Origin of the sequence: Sphaerotilus sulfidivorans, assembly GCF_013426975.1 — a bacterium.
GTDB lineage: Bacteria > Pseudomonadota > Gammaproteobacteria > Burkholderiales > Burkholderiaceae_C > Sphaerotilus > Sphaerotilus sulfidivorans.
Map to the genome: position 1 here is coordinate 53670 of NZ_JACCPY010000002.1, position 16058 is coordinate 69727.

15 protein-coding genes are annotated in these 16058 nt (G+C 67.5%); 7 read left to right on the plus strand and 8 right to left on the minus strand.

From position 1 onward, the window contains the following. Positions 1 to 136 precede the first annotated feature (136 nt). The 6 genes from flhB to HZU84_RS01355 are packed head-to-tail and all read left to right on the plus strand — an operon-like array spanning position 137 to position 8275. Positions 137 to 1315, plus strand: coding sequence for a flagellar biosynthesis protein FlhB (gene flhB / locus HZU84_RS01330; protein ID WP_149504022.1), 1179 nt, complete (start codon positions 137 to 139; stop codon positions 1313 to 1315). Continuing rightward, a complete protein-coding gene (gene flhA, locus HZU84_RS01335; RefSeq protein ID WP_037482642.1) occupies positions 1312 to 3414 on the plus strand; it encodes a flagellar biosynthesis protein FlhA in 2103 nt (700 codons plus the stop codon). The genes flhB and flhA overlap by 4 nt, the downstream gene beginning before the upstream one ends. After that, complete coding sequence (gene flhF / locus HZU84_RS01340) at positions 3411 to 5273, plus strand: flagellar biosynthesis GTPase FlhF (protein ID WP_149504021.1); 1863 nt, start codon at positions 3411 to 3413, stop codon at positions 5271 to 5273. The genes flhA and flhF overlap by 4 nt, the downstream gene beginning before the upstream one ends. 32 nt (positions 5274 to 5305) lie before the next feature. Beyond that, positions 5306 to 6130 carry a flagellar biosynthesis protein gene (locus HZU84_RS01345; protein WP_149504020.1) on the plus strand — a complete coding sequence of 275 codons (825 nt, stop codon included), beginning with the start codon at positions 5306 to 5308 and terminating at the stop codon, positions 6128 to 6130. A gap of 20 nt (positions 6131 to 6150) precedes the next feature. Next, positions 6151 to 6864 (plus strand): RNA polymerase sigma factor FliA, encoded by a 714-nt coding sequence (locus HZU84_RS01350; protein WP_149505280.1) that lies wholly within the window; start codon positions 6151 to 6153, stop codon positions 6862 to 6864. Between the two features lie 46 nt (positions 6865 to 6910). Continuing rightward, positions 6911 to 8275: a methyl-accepting chemotaxis protein gene (locus HZU84_RS01355; protein WP_149504019.1), complete on the plus strand. Its 1365-nt coding sequence runs from the start codon at positions 6911 to 6913 to the stop codon at positions 8273 to 8275. Here the strand turns inward: HZU84_RS01355 and HZU84_RS01360 are convergent. The 8 genes from HZU84_RS01360 to HZU84_RS01395 form a co-directional block, all read right to left on the minus strand. Further along, complete coding sequence (locus HZU84_RS01360) at positions 8263 to 8481, minus strand: hypothetical protein (protein WP_149504018.1); 219 nt, start codon at positions 8479 to 8481, stop codon at positions 8263 to 8265. The two genes, HZU84_RS01355 and HZU84_RS01360, sit on opposite strands and share 13 nt — an antisense overlap. A 279-nt stretch (positions 8482 to 8760) precedes the next feature. Further along, positions 8761 to 10071 carry a citrate synthase gene (locus tag HZU84_RS01365; protein WP_149504017.1) on the minus strand — a complete coding sequence of 437 codons (1311 nt, stop codon included), beginning with the start codon at positions 10069 to 10071 and terminating at the stop codon, positions 8761 to 8763. Between the two features lie 66 nt (positions 10072 to 10137). Then, a complete protein-coding gene (locus HZU84_RS01370) occupies positions 10138 to 10404 on the minus strand; it encodes an FAD assembly factor SdhE (protein ID WP_037482631.1) in 267 nt (88 codons plus the stop codon). Between the two features lie 87 nt (positions 10405 to 10491). Next, positions 10492 to 11199: a succinate dehydrogenase iron-sulfur subunit gene (locus HZU84_RS01375; RefSeq protein WP_149504016.1), complete on the minus strand. Its 708-nt coding sequence runs from the start codon at positions 11197 to 11199 to the stop codon at positions 10492 to 10494. Positions 11200 to 11221: 22 nt separating this feature from the next. Then, positions 11222 to 13048: a succinate dehydrogenase flavoprotein subunit gene (gene sdhA / locus HZU84_RS01380; RefSeq protein WP_149504015.1), complete on the minus strand. Its 1827-nt coding sequence runs from the start codon at positions 13046 to 13048 to the stop codon at positions 11222 to 11224. Then, entirely contained in the window at positions 13048 to 13413 is a 366-nt protein-coding gene (sdhD, locus tag HZU84_RS01385) for a succinate dehydrogenase, hydrophobic membrane anchor protein (protein WP_037482624.1), read from the minus strand. Before sdhD ends, sdhA begins: the two co-directional genes overlap by 1 nt. A 41-nt stretch (positions 13414 to 13454) precedes the next feature. Next, a complete protein-coding gene (sdhC, locus tag HZU84_RS01390) occupies positions 13455 to 13877 on the minus strand; it encodes a succinate dehydrogenase, cytochrome b556 subunit (protein ID WP_037482622.1) in 423 nt (140 codons plus the stop codon). Between the two features lie 89 nt (positions 13878 to 13966). Then, positions 13967 to 14752, minus strand: a complete 786-nt coding sequence (locus tag HZU84_RS01395) for a GntR family transcriptional regulator (protein ID WP_375139013.1) — start codon at positions 14750 to 14752, stop codon at positions 13967 to 13969. A gap of 177 nt (positions 14753 to 14929) precedes the next feature. On the opposite strand from HZU84_RS01395, the gene HZU84_RS01400 reads away from it, so the two are divergent. Continuing rightward, the gene (locus HZU84_RS01400; RefSeq protein ID WP_149504013.1) at positions 14930 to 15916 is read left to right on the plus strand and encodes a malate dehydrogenase; all 987 of its coding nucleotides are present in this window, start codon (positions 14930 to 14932) and stop codon (positions 15914 to 15916) included. Positions 15917 to 16058 lie beyond the last annotated feature (142 nt).

Here is a 16058-nt window from a genome sequence, read left to right on the forward strand (position 1 = left end):
GGGCGTGGCAGGGCCGGATCTTGCCGGCTCCGGGCGTGAATACCTGTCGCTTCGGGGTGCTTATCGGCCTCAAGCCGCTCGGTGGCGTCGCAAGAATGGCGAATCCTCATCCTCCGACCCTGCCCCCTCCCGCACGATGTCCGACGGCTCGCAAGACAAGCAGCTACCCGCCACACCCAAGCGGCTGGAGAAGGCGCGCAAGGAAGGCCAGATTCCGCGCTCGCGCGATCTCGGCCATCTGGCGGTGGTCGCGGCGGCGCTGGGCGTGATCGCCGCGACCATCGGGCCGGTCACCGAGCGGCTGCGCGACCTGATGGCCGCGGCGCTGCGCTTCGACGTGGTCACGCTGAAGTCTCCGGAGCGCATGCTCGAGCGCCTGCACGACATGGGCCTGTCGGTGCTGCCGATCGTGGTGATCTTCGGTCTGGTGACCGCGCTGGCGGCGCTGGCCGCGGCGGTGGGCTCCGGCGGCTGGGTGTTCACCGGCAAGGTGCTCGAGCCGAAGTTCAGCAAGATCAACCCGATCTCCGGCCTGGGGCGCATCGTCTCCAAGGCCCAGATCGGCGACATGCTCAAGGCCTGCCTGCTGGCGCTGGTGCTGGGCATCGTCGGTGCCTCCTATCTATGGACGCACCACGAGGACTTCGTGCGGCTGCAGTCGGGCGGCGGGCTGGCCCAGGGCTTCGCCGACGCCGGCGAGCTGCTGGTGTCCGGCCTGTGGCTGCTGGTGCTGGTGCTGGCGCTGTTCGCGGTGGTCGACGTGCCGCTGCAGCGCTTCCTGCATGCCTCCCGGCTGAAGATGAGCCATCAGGAGGTCAAGGAGGAGTTCAAGCAGCAGGAGGGCAACCAGGAGGTCAAGGGCCGCATCAAGGCGCGCATGCGCGAGGTCTCGCGGCGGCGCATGATGGCCGCGGTGCCCCAGGCCGATCTGGTGGTGATGAACCCGACCCACTATGCGGTGGCACTGAAGTACGACCCCGACGGTCCCGGTGCACCCCGGGTGGTGGCCAAGGGCACCGACGATCTGGCCATGCGCATTCGCGACGTGGCGGGCAGCGCCAAGGTGCCGGTGCTGCAGGCGCCGCCGCTGGCGCGGGCGCTCTACGCCACCACCGAGCTTGACCACGAGATCCCGATGCCGCTGTACAGCGCGGTGGCCCAGGTGCTCGCCCATGTCTACCGGCTGCGCGAGGCGATGGCCGGCCGCGCTCCCTATCCCGGCTCGCTCGAGGACATCGCGGTGCCTCCCGAGCTCGATCCCGCCGATCCCCGGCATTCTCCGAGGGCCGCCCGCCGAGGCGTCGCCACCCCATGAACGCCCAGATCCTCCAGCTCAAGCGCCTGTTCGGGGCGCCGGACGCCGCCCTGCTCAGCGGGCTGGCCGCGCCGCTGCTCATCATCATGGTGCTGATGATGATGGTCCTGCCGCTGCCGCCGCTGCTGCTGGACCTGCTGTTCACCTTCAACATCGCCACCGCGCTGATGGTGATGGTGGTGGCGTCCTACATGGTGCGGCCGCTGGACTTCGCGGCCTTTCCCGCGGTGCTGCTGCTGACGACGCTGCTGCGGCTGTCGCTGAACGTGGCCTCGAGCCGCGTCGTGCTGATGGAGGGCCACAACGGCCCCGGCGCGGCCGGCGCGGTCATCGAGGCCTTCGGGCATTTCCTGATCGGCGGCAACTTCGCGGTCGGCCTGATCGTGTTCGCGATCCTGGTGGTGATCAACTTCATCGTCGTCACCAAGGGCGCCGAGCGCATCGCCGAGGTCGGTGCGCGCTTCACGCTGGATGCCATGCCCGGCAAGCAGATGGCGATCGATGCCGATCTGGGCGCCGGCCTGATCGACGAGAAGGAGGCCAAGCGTCGCCGGCTGGAGGTCGGCAACGAGGCGGAGTTCTTCGGCTCGATGGACGGTGCCTCCAAGTTCGTGCGCGGCGACGCGATCGCCGGCATCCTGATCCTGTTCATCAACATCATCGGCGGCTTCGTCATCGGCGTGGCCCAGCACGGCCTCAGCGCCTCGCAGGCGGCCAACTCCTACATCATCCTGGCGGTGGGCGACGCGCTGGTGGCGCAGATTCCCGGTCTGCTGATCTCGGTGGCCGCGGCGATGGTGGTCTCGCGGGTCGGCAAGGAAGAGGCGGTCGGCTCGCAGATCGCCGGGCAGATGTTCCGCTCGCCGCAGTCGGTGGGCATGGTGGCGGCGGTCATCGGCCTGCTGGGGCTGGTGCCGGGCATGCCGCATCTGGTCTTCCTGGGCAGCGCCGCCGGCCTGGGCTGGCTGGCGCATCACCTGGCGCGCAAGGCCGAGCGCAAGGCGGCCGAGCCGAGCGAGGCCGAAGTGGCCGCCCAGGCCCGTCCGCAGCCGGGCGAGGAGGCCAGCTGGGACGACCTGCAGCCGGTCGACGCGCTGGGCATGGAGGTCGGCTACCGGCTGATCGCGCTGGTCGACAAGGAGCGCGGCGGCGACCTGCTCGCGCGCATCCGCGGCGTGCGGCGCAAGTTCGCGCAGGAGGTCGGCTTCCTGCCGCCGGTGGTGCATGTGCGCGACAACCTCGAGCTCAAGCCCAGCATGTACCGCCTGACGCTGCGCGGCGCGGTCATCGGCGAGGGCGAGGCCTATCCGGGCATGTTCCTGGCGATCAATCCGGGCCATGTGCAGATCCCGCTGAACGGCCAGAGCGGCACCGATCCGGCCTTCGGGCTGCCGGCGATCTGGATCGACGAGCGTCAGCGCGAAACAGCCCAAATGGCTGGATACACGGTTGTTGATTGCTCGACCGTGGTGGCGACCCATCTTTCACACTTGATGCAACAACACGCAGCCCGCTTGCTGGGCCGCGCCGAGACCCAGGCTCTGGTCGATCATGTGACCAAGCTGGCCCCGAAACTCATCGAAGACGTGGTTCCCAAGATGATCGGCATCGCTCCACTGCAGAAGATCCTCCAGATGCTGCTGGAGGAGGGCGTCCACATCCGGGACATGCGCTCGATCATCGAGACCCTGGCCGAGCACGCCTCCGCCGGCGTGACCGACCCGCACGAGCTGACGCGCCGGCTGCGCGTGGCGCTGGCGCCGGCGGTGGTGCAGCAGATCTACGGCACGGTGCGCGAGCTCGACGTGATCGCGCTGGAGCCCGAACTCGAGCGGCTGCTGACACAGGCGCTGATCTCGGCCAACGGCCCGGCGCTGGATCCTGGTGTTGCCGAGCAGCTGACTCGCGGCGCGATCGACGCCGCCCGTCGTCAGGAGGATCTGGGCCAGCCCGCCTGCCTGCTGGTGCCTGACCCGCTGCGGCCGTCGCTGGCGCGGCTGCTGCGCCGTGCGGCGCCCCGGCTGAAGGTGCTGGCGCACAGCGAGATCCCTGATACCCACTCGATCCGCATCGGTTCGATCATTGGAGCCCACTCATGAATGTGAAGCGCTTTTTCGGGCGCAACTCGCGCGAGGCGATGCAGAAGGTTCGTCAGGCCTTCGGCGACAACGCGGTCGTGCTGTCGACCAAGCCCAGCAGCTCCGGCATCGAGATCGTGGCGATGCCGGCCGAGAGCATCGATGCGATCGAGCGCTTCGAGTCCGGCCCGGCCGCCCAGGCCGACGAGCGCTTCGAGGATGATCTGCACGAGGCCGAGCCGATGCCCGACAGCTTCGATGCGGCGCCGACCGATGCCAGCGCGCAGGTCCAGGAAGATGTCGGCACGCTGGCGATGAGCACGCTGTCCTTCCAGGACTATGTGCGCGAGCGCATGCTGAAGAAGCGCCAGGCCGAGATGAAGTCCCGCAGCGATGGCGACGATGATCTGGCCGCACCCGGCACATCCGCTTCGGGCTCTGTCATGCAGGCGCAGGCGGCATCGGGCGGCCAGTCACGGCCGATGCCCGCACCGACGCGGGCCGGCGAGAGCCGCCGCGATTCCGGTGCTGGCAGCGCGCGGGCTGGCGAGAGCACCATGCCGGGCATGCAGCCGCCCCCGGCCACCTATGCCGACTGGATGCGCCAGCAGGAGCGCGACGAGGCGGCCGCCGCCGCTGCGGCTGCTGCCGCGACGACCGAAGAGCGCTCCTATCCGCCGGTCATGAGCCTGCATGACGACGAGCAGTTGTCCACCTCGGATGGCGATCTGTACGACAGCACCCTGATGCCGCGCCTGGACGTGCCGGCGCATTCGGCGGCGATGAACAACCCGGCGCCGGTGCGCTCCGCCGCGGGCCCGCGGGGCATCGATCCGGCCGATTCGATCCTGCCCTCGTCGATGGAGATGCTCAACGAGATCCGTGCCATGAAGGGCATGATCGAGGAGCGCTTCAACACGATGGCCTTCATGGACCGGCTCAACAACAGCCCGCGCCATGCCCAGCTCACCACCCGGCTGCTCGATGCCGGCTTCTCTCCCGGCCTGATCCGCAAGCTCTGCGACAGCCTGAGCGAGGACGTGACCGACGAGATGGTCTGGGCCGCCGACGTGCTGCAGCGCAATGTGCTGACCGGCGAGAACGAGCCCGACATCGAGGACCAGGGCGGCGTCTACGCGATGATCGGCTCGACCGGCGTCGGCAAGACCACCTCGACCGCCAAGCTGGCGACCTCCTTCGCGACCCGCCATGGCGCGGCCAATCTCGGCCTGATCACGCTTGACGCCTACCGGGTCGGCGCGCACGAGCAGCTGCGTGCCTATGGCCGCATTCTCGGCGTGCCGGTGCACACCGCGCATGACCGCGCGGCGCTGGAGGATCTGCTCGACCTGCTGTCGGGCAAGAAGATGGTGCTGATCGACACCGCGGGCCTGGCACAGCGCGACGCGCGCACCCGCGACCTGCTCGACATGCTCTCGCACCGCAGCATCAAGCGGCTGCTGGTGGTGAACGCCGCGCAGCAGGGCGAGACCATCGAGGATGTGCTCAATGCCTACTCCGCCAACCAGGCGCGCGGCATCATCCTGTCCAAGCTCGACGAGGCGGTGAAGCTCGGCCCGGCGCTCGACGCGCTGATCCGCCAGCATCTGAAGGTGGTGGCGATCTCGAACGGCCAGCGTGTTCCCGAGGACTGGCACCGCCTCAGCGCCCAGGCGCTGGTGAACCGGGCGCTGCGCAGCGGCGGACCCCAGGCCTGGCGCCTGAACACCGGCGACGTCAACCTGATCTTCTCCCGGCCCGCCTCGGCCGCGACCGAGCCTGCACCGGCCGTCAAGCCGGCGGCTTCGGCCGCTGCGAATGCATCGGCCCCTCCTGCACGTCGCCAGCCGTCTGCGGCTGTCCGTGACCTGGGCGCCTGAGCGGCCCGCCCCAGACCGCAACGGAGCACGCGATGGCCTTTCCCAGCGACTTCCGCCAGGCGCAGCCGGCCGATCAGGCCGACGGGCTGCGCCGTCTCTTCTCCGTGCGCTCCGTCCGCTTCATTCCGGTGGTGTCCAACCCGTTTGTCCAGCATCAGGACCAGCTGCTGCACCGCATGATGGTCGCGCTGGAATCGCTGGGGCTCTACACGCTGATGGTGGACGCCTCCGAGCGGGCCCCGCGGGCACGTGACGGCGGCTTCGACGGTCTGGCGAAGCTCATCGAGCCGCGCTCCGACCGCCGCGCCTATCTGGCCGCACGGGGGCTGCCCGATCGCTGGTCCGAGAGCGTGGCCGGCTCGCGCGGTTTCCTGCGGGCGATCATCGATGCGGCTCCGCTGTCGCAGGCGGTGCTGCTGCATGCCAGCGCCGCCGAGCTGACCCGCCTGTTCGGCAGCGGCGAGCAGGGCCTGAGCCGGCCTCGCCCGCTGGTGCTGTGCGACGAGCGAGCCGATGCGGTCACCCATGCCTACGCCTCGCTGAAGCGGCTGGCCACCGAGGTCGGCTGGCGCGAACACGACATGCTGATGAGCGCCGAGATCGACGCGCCGGCCTCCTGGCATGTGCCGGGGCGGCTGGCGCAGTGTGCCGACCTGTTCTTCGGGGGCGTGCAGAACGACTGCATCGAGATCGTTCCGACCCGTCCGGCGACCTGGCGAGCGGCCGAGGCGCTGGCCGCCTTCATGGACAGTGCCCTGCAGGCCGGGGCAGCCTTCGTGCCCGCCAGCCAGAGGCGTCCGCGTCCGGGTGCAGCTCCGCACCCGATTTCATCCCCCAGTCTGCAGCCGATGGTCTGACCATGTCACGGAGCCAACCGATCTACAACTCCAACGGCCAGCTCGACGCCAAGACCATGCTCGAGCAGTACAGCTCGCTGGTGCGGCGTCTGGCGCACCAGATGATCGCCCGGCTGCCGGCGAACGTCGAGCTCGACGACCTGATCCAGGTCGGCATGATCGGGCTGACCGACGCGATGAGCCGCTTCGACATCAAGCAGGGCGTGCAGTTCGAGACCTTCGCCACCCAGCGCATCCGCGGCGCCATGCTCGACGAGCTGCGCGGCGGCGACTGGATGAGCCGCAGCGGGCGCAAGCACCAGCGCGACATCGAGGGCGCGGTCCACAAGCTCGAGCAGCGTCTCGGCCGGGCGCCGCACGAGAGCGAGATCGCCGCCGAGATGGGCCTGTCGCTGCCCGACTACCAGGACCTGCTCAACCGGGTCCGTGGAACGCAGCTGGTCTATCTCGAGGACATGAGCGGCGACGAGGGCGACAGCGACTATCTGGATCGCCATGTCGCCGACACCGATGCCGATCCGCTGTCCCGGCTCAACGACCGCCGCATGCGCGAGGCGCTGGTCGAGGCGATCAAGGGCCTGCCCGAGCGCGAGCAGTACGTGATGAGCATGTACTACGAGCACGACATGAACCTGAAGGAAATCGCCGCAGTCCTGGGCGTGACCGAGTCGCGGGTGTGCCAGCTGCACAGCCAGTCGATCGCCCGGCTGCGCGCCAAGCTGCGGGCCTGGTGAGATTCAGGGCACCTCCGACGAGGTGCCCTCCAGCCGGAAATCCGAGATGTGGAAGCTGTTGCATGGTGGGCGTGCGGATGCCGACAAGGCCCTGAACCCGGCCTCCGACGAGCCGGCGCTGCCGCCAGTGTCGCCTGAGAAGGGCGTGGTCCAGCGCATCGCCGCGCAGGTGTCGAACATCGGCCGCGATGCGGCCGAGACCCGCGGCGTGATCGAGGATGCCAAGCGTGATGCGGCCGTGCATCTGGCCTCGCTGCAGCAGCTCGAGCAGTGGCTGCGCGAGGTCGAGCAGTCCCAGCGTGCGATCGGCGATGCCTCCGGCGCCACCCGCGATGCCGTGGTGCGGGCGCGCACCGAGGTCCAGCAGGTCGCCGGCGAGGTGGCCAGCATCGTCGAGGTGCTGCGCCAGGTGGCCTCGGCCGCCAGCGACATCGGCCAGATCGCGCTGCAGACCCGGCTGGTCGCCTTCAATGCCTCGGTCGAGGCCAAGCGCGCCGGCGAGGCCGGGCGCGGCTTCGGTGTGGTGGCCGATGCGGTCAAGGATCTGGCCGGCCGGGTGGAGAGCTCCTCGCGCACCATCATGGGCACGCTGACCGATCTGGACCGGCGCATCGAGTCCTTCTCGCGCGAGATCCGCTCGGGCGGGGAGGGCGCCGCGCAGGGCGCGATCCACCGCGCGTTCGCCGAGGTCGAGGTCTCGGTCGGACGGATCGACGAGACCGCCGGGCGCAGCGCCACCACCGTCCAGCAGGTCTGCGAGCGCTCGCAGCAGCTCTCCAGCGGCATCCGTCATGCCTTCGACGGCCTGGATGTGGCGCTGGACTGCAGCGACCGTTTCCTGTCGGTGTCCGAGACCCTGATCGACGAGCTGGCCGGCTGCGGTGTCGAGACCACCGACACGCCGATGATCGCACAGGCCCAGCGTGCGGCCGCCGACATGTCCAGGCTGCTCGAGCAGGCCGTCCAGCAGGGGCACATCTCGGCGCAGGCGCTCTTCGATGTGCGCTACCAGCCGCTCGAGGGCACGCAGCCGGAACAGTTTCTGGCCACCTTCTCGCCGCTGGCGGAAAGGCTCTTTCCGGCGATCCAGGAAAAGGTGCTGGGCAGCAGCGACAAGATCGCCTTCTGCATCGCGGTCGATCGCAACGGCTATGTGCCGGTGCACAACACCATCTACTGCCAGCCTCAGCGTCCCGGCGATGTGGCCTGGAACACCGCCAACAGCCGCTACCGGCGCATCTTCAACGACCGGACCGGTCTGGCCTCGGCGCGCAACGAGCGGCCGTTCCTGGTGCAGACCTACCGCCGCGACATGGGCGGTGGCAAGCATGTGATGCTCAAGGAGGCCTCGGCTCCGATCATCGTGCAGGGCCGTCACTGGGGCGGCCTGCGCATCGGTTACCGGTTCTGAGGCGACTGCAGCGCGGCCAGCCAGTCGCAGCGCAGCAGGCCGCGCTGGTGCAGCCGGCGCCGTGCTGCGGCGTAGAACGAGGGCGTCAGCGTCATCAGCAGCGACACCGGCATCATTTCCGGCGCATCGATGACGGCCAAGGCCAGCAGCAGCGTCCAGCCTGCCGCCCAGACACAGAGCACCAGATCGCACAGGGCCGCTTCCATGGCGCGACCGCCGGAATGATGGCGGTGCCATTGCTTGAGATCTTGCAGCTGCTGCAGTGTCATGGGCTGACCTGGGTACGGGCGGTGGGTGGCAGGGGAGACGGGTCTTGCAGCTTTGCTGCTGCGCAGCAATTTTAGGGTAAACCCGCGAAATTGCCCATGGGCAACACGCCTGAAAAAGCACCTCAAAGAGAGGCGCTGAAAAAAGACAAGGGCCCTGCAGGGCCCTTGATCACGCCTGATCCGACTGCAGGCGCAGCCGGGTGGGTGCAGGTCTGATCAGCGCTGGTCCAGCGGCTTGACGTCGCGACGCTCGGCGCCGACGAAGAGCTGGCGCGGACGGCCGATCTTGTACTCGGGGTCGGCGATCATCTCGTTGAGCTGGGCGATCCAGCCGACCGTGCGGGCCAGCGCGAAGATCGCGGTGAACAGCTGCACCGGGATGCCGATGGCGCGCTGCACGATGCCCGAGTAGAAGTCGACGTTCGGGTAGAGCTTGCGGGCGACGAAGTAGTCGTCTTCCAGCGCGATCTTCTCGAGTTCCATGGCCAGCTTGAACAGCGGGTCGTTCTGCAGGCCCAGCTCGTTCAGCACTTCATGGCAGGTCTCGCGCATCAGCTTGGCGCGCGGGTCGTAGTTCTTGTAGACGCGGTGACCGAAGCCCATCAGCTTGACGCCGCTGTTCTTGTCCTTCACCTTTTCCATGAACTCGCCGACCTTGGCGACGCCGCCGTTGGCCTGGATCTCCTCCAGCATGTTCAGGCAGGCCTCGTTGGCGCCGCCGTGGGCCGGACCCCACAGGCAGGCGACACCGGCGGCGATCGCCGCGAACGGGTTGGTGCCCGACGAGCCGCACAGGCGCACCGTCGAGGTCGAGGCGTTCTGCTCGTGGTCGGCGTGCAGGATGAAGATGCGGTCGAGCGCGCGCTCGATCACCGGGTTGACCTTGTAGTCCTCGCACGGCGTGGCGAACATCATGCGCATGAAGTTGCCGGCGTAGGACAGGTCGTTCTTCGGGTACATGTACGGCTGACCGACCGAGTACTTGTACGCCATCGCCACCAGCGTGGGCATCTTGGCGATCAGGCGGATCGCCGCGATCTCGCGGTGCTGCGGGTTGTTGATGTCGGTGCTGTCGTGATAGAAGGCCGACAGACCGCCGACCAGGCCGGTCAGGACCGCCATCGGGTGCGCGTCACGACGGAAGCCACGCAGGAAGAACTGCATCTGCTCGTTGACCATCGTGTGGTTGGTCACGCGGGCGTGGAAGTCCTTGCGCTGGGCCTCGTTGGGCAGATCCCCGTACAGCAGCAGGTAGCAGGTGTCCAGGTAGTCGCAGCTCACCGCCAGCTGCTCGATCGGGTAGCCACGGTACAGCAGCTCGCCCTTGTCGCCATCGATGTAGGTGATGGTCGAGTTGCACGATGCCGTCGACAGGAAGCCCGGGTCGTAGGTGAACTTGCCGGTCTGCGCGTACAGCTTGCGGATGTCCAGGACATCCGGGCCGATGGTGCCCTTGTAGATGGGCAGGTCCATCGACGCACTGCCGTCGGAGAACGAGAGTGTGGCCTTCACGTCGGAGGGGATCATGGCTGTTTCCTCGGTAGGTCGGTTGGTATGGGGGTGGAGTCCTGGGTTCCGGTCGCCTGGGGATGCTCAGGGCCGCTGACGCAGCATGGCGAGCACGTCCCGGACGTCCGGACGATCGATGTCACCCTCGGGCTCTTTCCTGCACAGCAGCAGGTCGAGCAGATCGTTATCGGCCAGATCCATCAGCACCTCGAGGCCGCCGGCCTGACGCACGGTCAGGCTGGACTCGAAGCGCTGGAAGAACCGCTCGATGAACAGATCGTTTTCCAGCAGGCCACGCCGGCAGCGCCAGCGCAGCTTGCTGAGTGCACGCTCGTCGAGCAGAGTGTCCATTGCAGTTCTTTCAGAGGTCTGACCGCAGCCGGTGCCGTGCCGGGGTGGAAGGCACGGCCCGCGCTGCGGTCGACGGATCGCGCAGGATCAGACGGCCCGGCGGACCATCAGCTCCTTGATCTTGCCGATCGCCTTCGTCGGGTTCAGACCCTTCGGGCACACGTCCACGCAGTTCATGATCGTGTGGCAGCGGAACAGGCGGTACGGGTCTTCCAGGTTGTCCAGACGCCCGGCGGTTTCCTGGTCACGGCTGTCGGCGATGAAGCGGTAGGCCTGCAGCAGGCCGGCCGGGCCGACGAACTTGTCCGGGTTCCACCAGAAGCTCGGGCAGCTGGTCGAGCAGCTCGCGCAGAGGATGCACTCGTACAGGCCGTTGAGCTCGTCGCGCTCCTCGGGCGACTGCAGACGCTCCTTCTCGGGCGGCGGCGTGTCGTTGACCAGGTAGGGCTTGATCGAGTGGTACTGCTTGAAGAACTGCGTCATGTCCACGATCAGGTCGCGGATGACCGGCAGGCCCGGCAGGGGCTTGAGGACCACCACGCCCGGCAGGTCGCGCATGTTGGTCAGGCAGGCCAGGCCGTTCTTGCCGTTGATGTTCATCGCGTCCGAGCCGCACACGCCTTCACGGCAGGAACGGCGGAACGACAGCGTCGGGTCGACCTTCTTCAGCTTGACCAGGGCGTCGAGCAGCATGCGCTCGTTGCCGTCGAGCTCGACCTCGATGGTCTGCATGTACGGCTTGGCGTCCTTGTCGGGATCGTAGCGGTAGATCTGGAAAGTGCGCTTCTGGGCCATGTTGTTTCTCCTCGGGCGCTTCTTAGAAGGTACGGACCTTCGGCGGCACCGACTCGACGGTCAGCGGCTTCAGGTTGACGGACTTGTACGACAGCGAGTTGGTGGCACTGTCCCAGAGGGTGTGCTTCATCCATTCCTTGTCGTTGCGGCCCAGCGGGAATTCCTTGTCGTCGGCACCGCGCTCGTAGTCCTTGACGGTGTGCGCGCCACGGCATTCCTTGCGGGCAGCGGCCGAGGTCATCGTGGCCTGGGCGGCCTCGATCAGGTTGTCGACTTCCAGCGCCTCGATGCGCGCGGTGTTGAAGACCTTCGACTTGTCCTTGAGCGTGATGTTGTGCACGCGCTCGCGGATCGCGTTGATCTTGACCACGCCCTCGTCCATCGTCTTCTGGGTGCGGAACACGCCGGCGTGCTGCTGCATCGCGGCGCGGATGTCGCCGGCGACATCCTGGGCGTATTCGCCCGAGGTGCTGGCGTCCAGACGGGCCAGGCGGGCCAGCGAGCGGTCGGCGGCGTCCTTCGGCAGGTCCTTGTGCGACTTCGGCGCCTTCTGATGGGCGTCGATGATGTGGTTGCCGGCCGACTTGCCGAACACCAGCAGGTCCAGCAGCGAGTTGGTGCCCAGGCGGTTGGCGCCGTGCACCGACACGCAGGAGCATTCGCCCACCGCGTACAGGCCGTTCACGATGGTGTTGACATCGTTCTGCGTCGTCACGACCTGGCCGGTGATGCCGGTCGGGATGCCGCCCATCTGGTAGTGGATGGTCGGCACCACGGGGATCGGCTCCTTGGTGATGTCGACGTTGGCGAAGTTGTGGCCGATCTCGAACACCGAGGGCAGGCGCTTCAGGATGGTGTCGCCGCCCAGGTGGGTCATGTCGAGCACGACATAGTCCTTGTTCGGACCGCAGCCGCGACCTTCCTTGATCTCCTGGTCCATGCAGCGCGAGACGAAGTCGCGCGGGGCCAGATCCTTCAGCGTCGGGGCATAGCGCTCCATGAAGCGCTCGCCGTTGACGTTGCGCAGGATCGCGCCTTCGCCGCGGCAGCCTTCGGTCAGCAGCACGCCCGCGCCGGCCACGCCGGTCGGGTGGAACTGCCAGAACTCCATGTCCTGCAGCGGGATGCCGGCGCGCGCGGCCATGCCCAGACCGTCGCCGGTGTTGATGAAGGCGTTGGTCGAGGCGGCGAAGATGCGGCCCGCGCCCCCGGTGGCCAGCAGCACGCTCTTGGCCTCGAAGATGAACAGCTCGCCGGTCTCCATCTCGAGCGCGGTCACGCCGACCACGTCGCCTTCGGCGTCGCGGATCAGGTCCAGCGCCATCCACTCGACGAAGAACTGCGTGCGCGACTTGACGTTCTGCTGGTACAGCGTGTGCAGCATCGCGTGGCCGGTGCGGTCGGCGGCGGCGCAGGCGCGCTGGACGGGCTTCTCGCCGTAGTTGGCGGTGTGGCCGCCGAACGGACGCTGGTAGATGGTGCCGTCGGCATTGCGGTCGAACGGCATGCCGAAGTGCTCGAGCTCGTAGACGACCTTCGGCGCTTCACGGCACATGAACTCGATGGCGTCCTGGTCGCCCAGCCAGTCCGAGCCCTTGATGGTGTCGTAGAAGTGGTAGTGCCAGTTGTCTTCCGACATGTTGCCCAGCGAGGCGCCGACGCCACCCTGGGCGGCGACGGTGTGCGAGCGGGTCGGGAAGACCTTGGTCAGGACGGCGACGTTCAGGCCGGCGCGCGCGAGCTGCAGCGAGGCGCGCATGCCCGAGCCACCCGCGCCGACGATGACGACATCGAACTTGCGGCGCGGCAGGGAACCAGAATAGCTGGCGGAAGTAGCGATCGACGCCATCAGAGTCTCCAGAGAACTTGCACTGCCCAGCCGGCGCAGCCGACGAGCCAGACGACCGTGGCCACCTGCAGGGTCAGGCGCAGGCCGACCGACTTGGTGACGTAGTCCATGTAGATGTCGCGCACGCCGACCCAGGCGTGCCATGCGAGGGCGACGATCACGGTGAAGGTGAGCGTCTTCATCCATTGCGCGGCGAAGATGCCCGACCAGCTGTCATAGCCCAGCGGGCCGCCGAACAGCACCTGCACCAGCAGCACGATGGTGAACAGCGCCATCAGCACCGCAGTGACACGCTGCGCGAGCCAGTCGCGCAGGCCGTAGTGCGCACCGGTGACGATGCGCTTGGAACCGTAGTTCTTGGACATGGAAAAAAGCGTCTCTCGACGTCTCTAAAGGTCGGACGGGCTCAGAACAGGCCGAACAGCTTGGCGCCGAGGGCGACGGTCAGCAGCAGGCTGATCGCGAAGCTGACGACGGCCGAAGACTTGCCCTGCTCCTTGGTGACGCTGTGGGTGGCGTCCATCCACAGGTGGCGCACGCCGGCGCAGAAGTGATGCAGGTAGGACCAGATCAGGGCCAGCACCACCAGCTTGACGAACACCCCGGGGAACGGGCCGAAACCGTGCGTGAAGACCGCAGTGAAGTCCTCGTAGGAGGCTTCCGAGCTGACGCTCTTGTCGAACATCCAGATGATGAACGGCAGCAGCACGAACATGATGATGCCGCTGGCGCGGTGGAGGATCGACAGCTTCGCCGCGAGGGGAAGCCGGTACTGGGTCGCGTCGATGAGACGCATCGGGCCTGGCCGCTGTTTGAGGGTGTCTGCCATGAGATGCCTTTGTAATTACGAAGAAACCGCGGAATTTTATTGCAACGCAGCAGTCAAGGCACGGGTGCCGACACTGCCAGCCGCTCTTTTCAGTTCAGCTCGTTGCGATAGTGATGCGTCGAGGTGTCGTAGAAGCCCCGGCGCAGTTCCACAGGCTTGTCACCATACGTGAACGACAGTCGCTCGACGCTGAGCAGGGGGCTTCCCGCGTCAACACCGAGCACGCCTGCCACCTCGCCATCCGCCGCCACTGCCCGGATCTTCTCCTCTGCCCGGATCATCCTGACGCCGAACTCGGATTCGAACAGACCGTACAGAGGCCCCTTGTAGTCGCCCATGCGCTGCGCCGTCAGTCCCTTGAAGAGACTGGCCGGCAGCCAGATGTCGTCCAGCACGATCGGGCGCCCGTTCTGCGACAGGGTGCGACGGACCTCCACCGCCATCTCGCCGGCCCGCAGCGCCAGCGCGCGGGCGACGTCGGCCGGCGCGGGAATGCGGCGGCAGTCCAGGAACTGGCGCTGCATCGGCACCGGCTCGCCGCCGCCCTCGGGCTGCAGTCGCAGGAATCGATACTGGATCTTCTGCTCGCTGTGGGTGGCGACGAAGGTGCCCTTGCCCTGGCGGCGAACCAGCAGATTCTCGGCGGCCAGTTCGTCGATAGCCTTACGCACCGTGCCCTGGCTGACACGAAAGCGCGCGGCCAGCTCCAGCTCGCTGGGAATCGCCTCGCCGGGCTTCCATTCGCCGGCCTGCAGGCCGCGCATGATCAGCGCCTTGATCTGCTGGTAGAGCGGGCTGAAGGAGGGCGCGCCACCATCCCCCGCGGAGTCCGGGGGGGCATTCATCGGCGTTGATGAAGGGGCGGATTGCGGCATGGCCGGCATTGCAGCACAAGCGGGTGTCGGGTTGCAACGCTGTTCTACAAGATGTCTTATATAAGACATAAGATCGTTGACAGTACCCGGGTCGGCACCTAGACTGCGCGGTGCTTTTCAAGTAGACCCCACCCCCCGGCAGCACTCTCGCCGTACCCCATTCCAGGAGCCTCGCCCATGAGCAAGTCCCCCGTTCGCGTCGCTGTCACCGGCGCCGCCGGTCAGATCGGTTACTCCCTGCTGTTCCGCATCGCCTCGGGCGAGATGCTGGGCAAGGACCAGCCGGTGATCCTGCAGCTGCTGGACCTGCCGCAGGCCCAGAACGCCTGCAAGGGCGTGATGATGGAACTGGAGGACTGCGCCTTCCCGCTGCTGGCCGGCATGTTCGCCACCGATGATCCGAACGTCGCCTTCAAGGATGCCGACGTCTGCCTGCTGGTGGGCGCACGTCCCCGTTCGAAGGGCATGGAGCGTGCCGACCTGCTGACCGCCAACGGCGCGATCTTCACGGTGCAGGGCAAGGCCATCGCCGAGAACGCCAAGGAAGACGTCAAGGTGCTGGTCGTTGGCAACCCCTGCAACACCAACGCCTACATCGCCGCAGCGGCTGCCAAGAAGGTCGGCCGCACCAACCCGGCCAACTACCACGGCATGCTGCGCCTGGACCACAACCGCGCGCTGAGCCAGCTCGCTGCCAAGACCGGCCGCGACGTCGCCAGCCTGAAGCAGCTGGTGGTGTGGGGCAACCATTCGCCGACCATGTACGCCGACTACCGCTTCTGCACCTCCAATGGTGACAGCGTGAAGGCCCTGGTCAACGACGCCGTCTGGAACAACGACGTGTTCCTGCCGACGGTGGGCAAGCGCGGCGCCGCCATCATCGAGGCCCGCGGCCTGTCGTCGGCCGCCTCGGCCGCCAACGCCGCCATCGACCATGTGCGCGACTGGGTGCTGGGCTCGGACGAGTGGGTGACGATGGGCGTGCCGTCGGACGGCTCCTACGGCATCCCGGAAGGCATCGTCTTCGGCTTCCCGTGCGAGTGCAAGGACGGCGGCTACAAGATCATCCAGGGTCTGGAGATCGACGCCTACAGCCAGGAAAAGATCGCCATCACCCTGAAGGAACTGACCGACGAGGCCGACGCCGTCAAGGGCATGCTCTGACGCGCTGCCAGCGCAGGTGTCCGCCGCGTTCCTGACCGGAGCGCGGCACGGACCAGCCGATCCCGGCCGGTCCACAATGAAAGGCCGGCCGCCACAAGCGCCGGCCTTTTTCCGTTTCGACCTCCACGCCCCGGATTCCGAT

Coding starts and splice junctions, on each gene's coding strand:
- HZU84_RS01345 (WP_149504020.1), top strand. CDS start 5,306: ATGGCCTTTCCCAGCGACTTCCGCCAGGCGCAGCCGGCCGATCAGGCC.
- sdhA (WP_149504015.1), bottom strand. CDS start 13,048: ATGGCGTCGATCGCTACTTCCGCCAGCTATTCTGGTTCCCTGCCGCGC.
- HZU84_RS01365 (WP_149504017.1), bottom strand. CDS start 10,071: ATGATCCCCTCCGACGTGAAGGCCACACTCTCGTTCTCCGACGGCAGT.
- sdhD (WP_037482624.1), bottom strand. CDS start 13,413: ATGTCCAAGAACTACGGTTCCAAGCGCATCGTCACCGGTGCGCACTAC.
- flhA (WP_037482642.1), top strand. CDS start 1,312: ATGAACGCCCAGATCCTCCAGCTCAAGCGCCTGTTCGGGGCGCCGGAC.
- flhF (WP_149504021.1), top strand. CDS start 3,411: ATGAATGTGAAGCGCTTTTTCGGGCGCAACTCGCGCGAGGCGATGCAG.
- HZU84_RS01355 (WP_149504019.1), top strand. CDS start 6,911: ATGTGGAAGCTGTTGCATGGTGGGCGTGCGGATGCCGACAAGGCCCTG.
- HZU84_RS01395 (WP_375139013.1), bottom strand. CDS start 14,752: ATGCCGCAATCCGCCCCTTCATCAACGCCGATGAATGCCCCCCCGGAC.
- HZU84_RS01400 (WP_149504013.1), top strand. CDS start 14,930: ATGAGCAAGTCCCCCGTTCGCGTCGCTGTCACCGGCGCCGCCGGTCAG.
- HZU84_RS01375 (WP_149504016.1), bottom strand. CDS start 11,199: ATGGCCCAGAAGCGCACTTTCCAGATCTACCGCTACGATCCCGACAAG.
- HZU84_RS01360 (WP_149504018.1), bottom strand. CDS start 8,481: ATGGAAGCGGCCCTGTGCGATCTGGTGCTCTGTGTCTGGGCGGCAGGC.
- flhB (WP_149504022.1), top strand. CDS start 137: ATGTCCGACGGCTCGCAAGACAAGCAGCTACCCGCCACACCCAAGCGG.
- HZU84_RS01370 (WP_037482631.1), bottom strand. CDS start 10,404: ATGGACACTCTGCTCGACGAGCGTGCACTCAGCAAGCTGCGCTGGCGC.
- sdhC (WP_037482622.1), bottom strand. CDS start 13,877: ATGGCAGACACCCTCAAACAGCGGCCAGGCCCGATGCGTCTCATCGAC.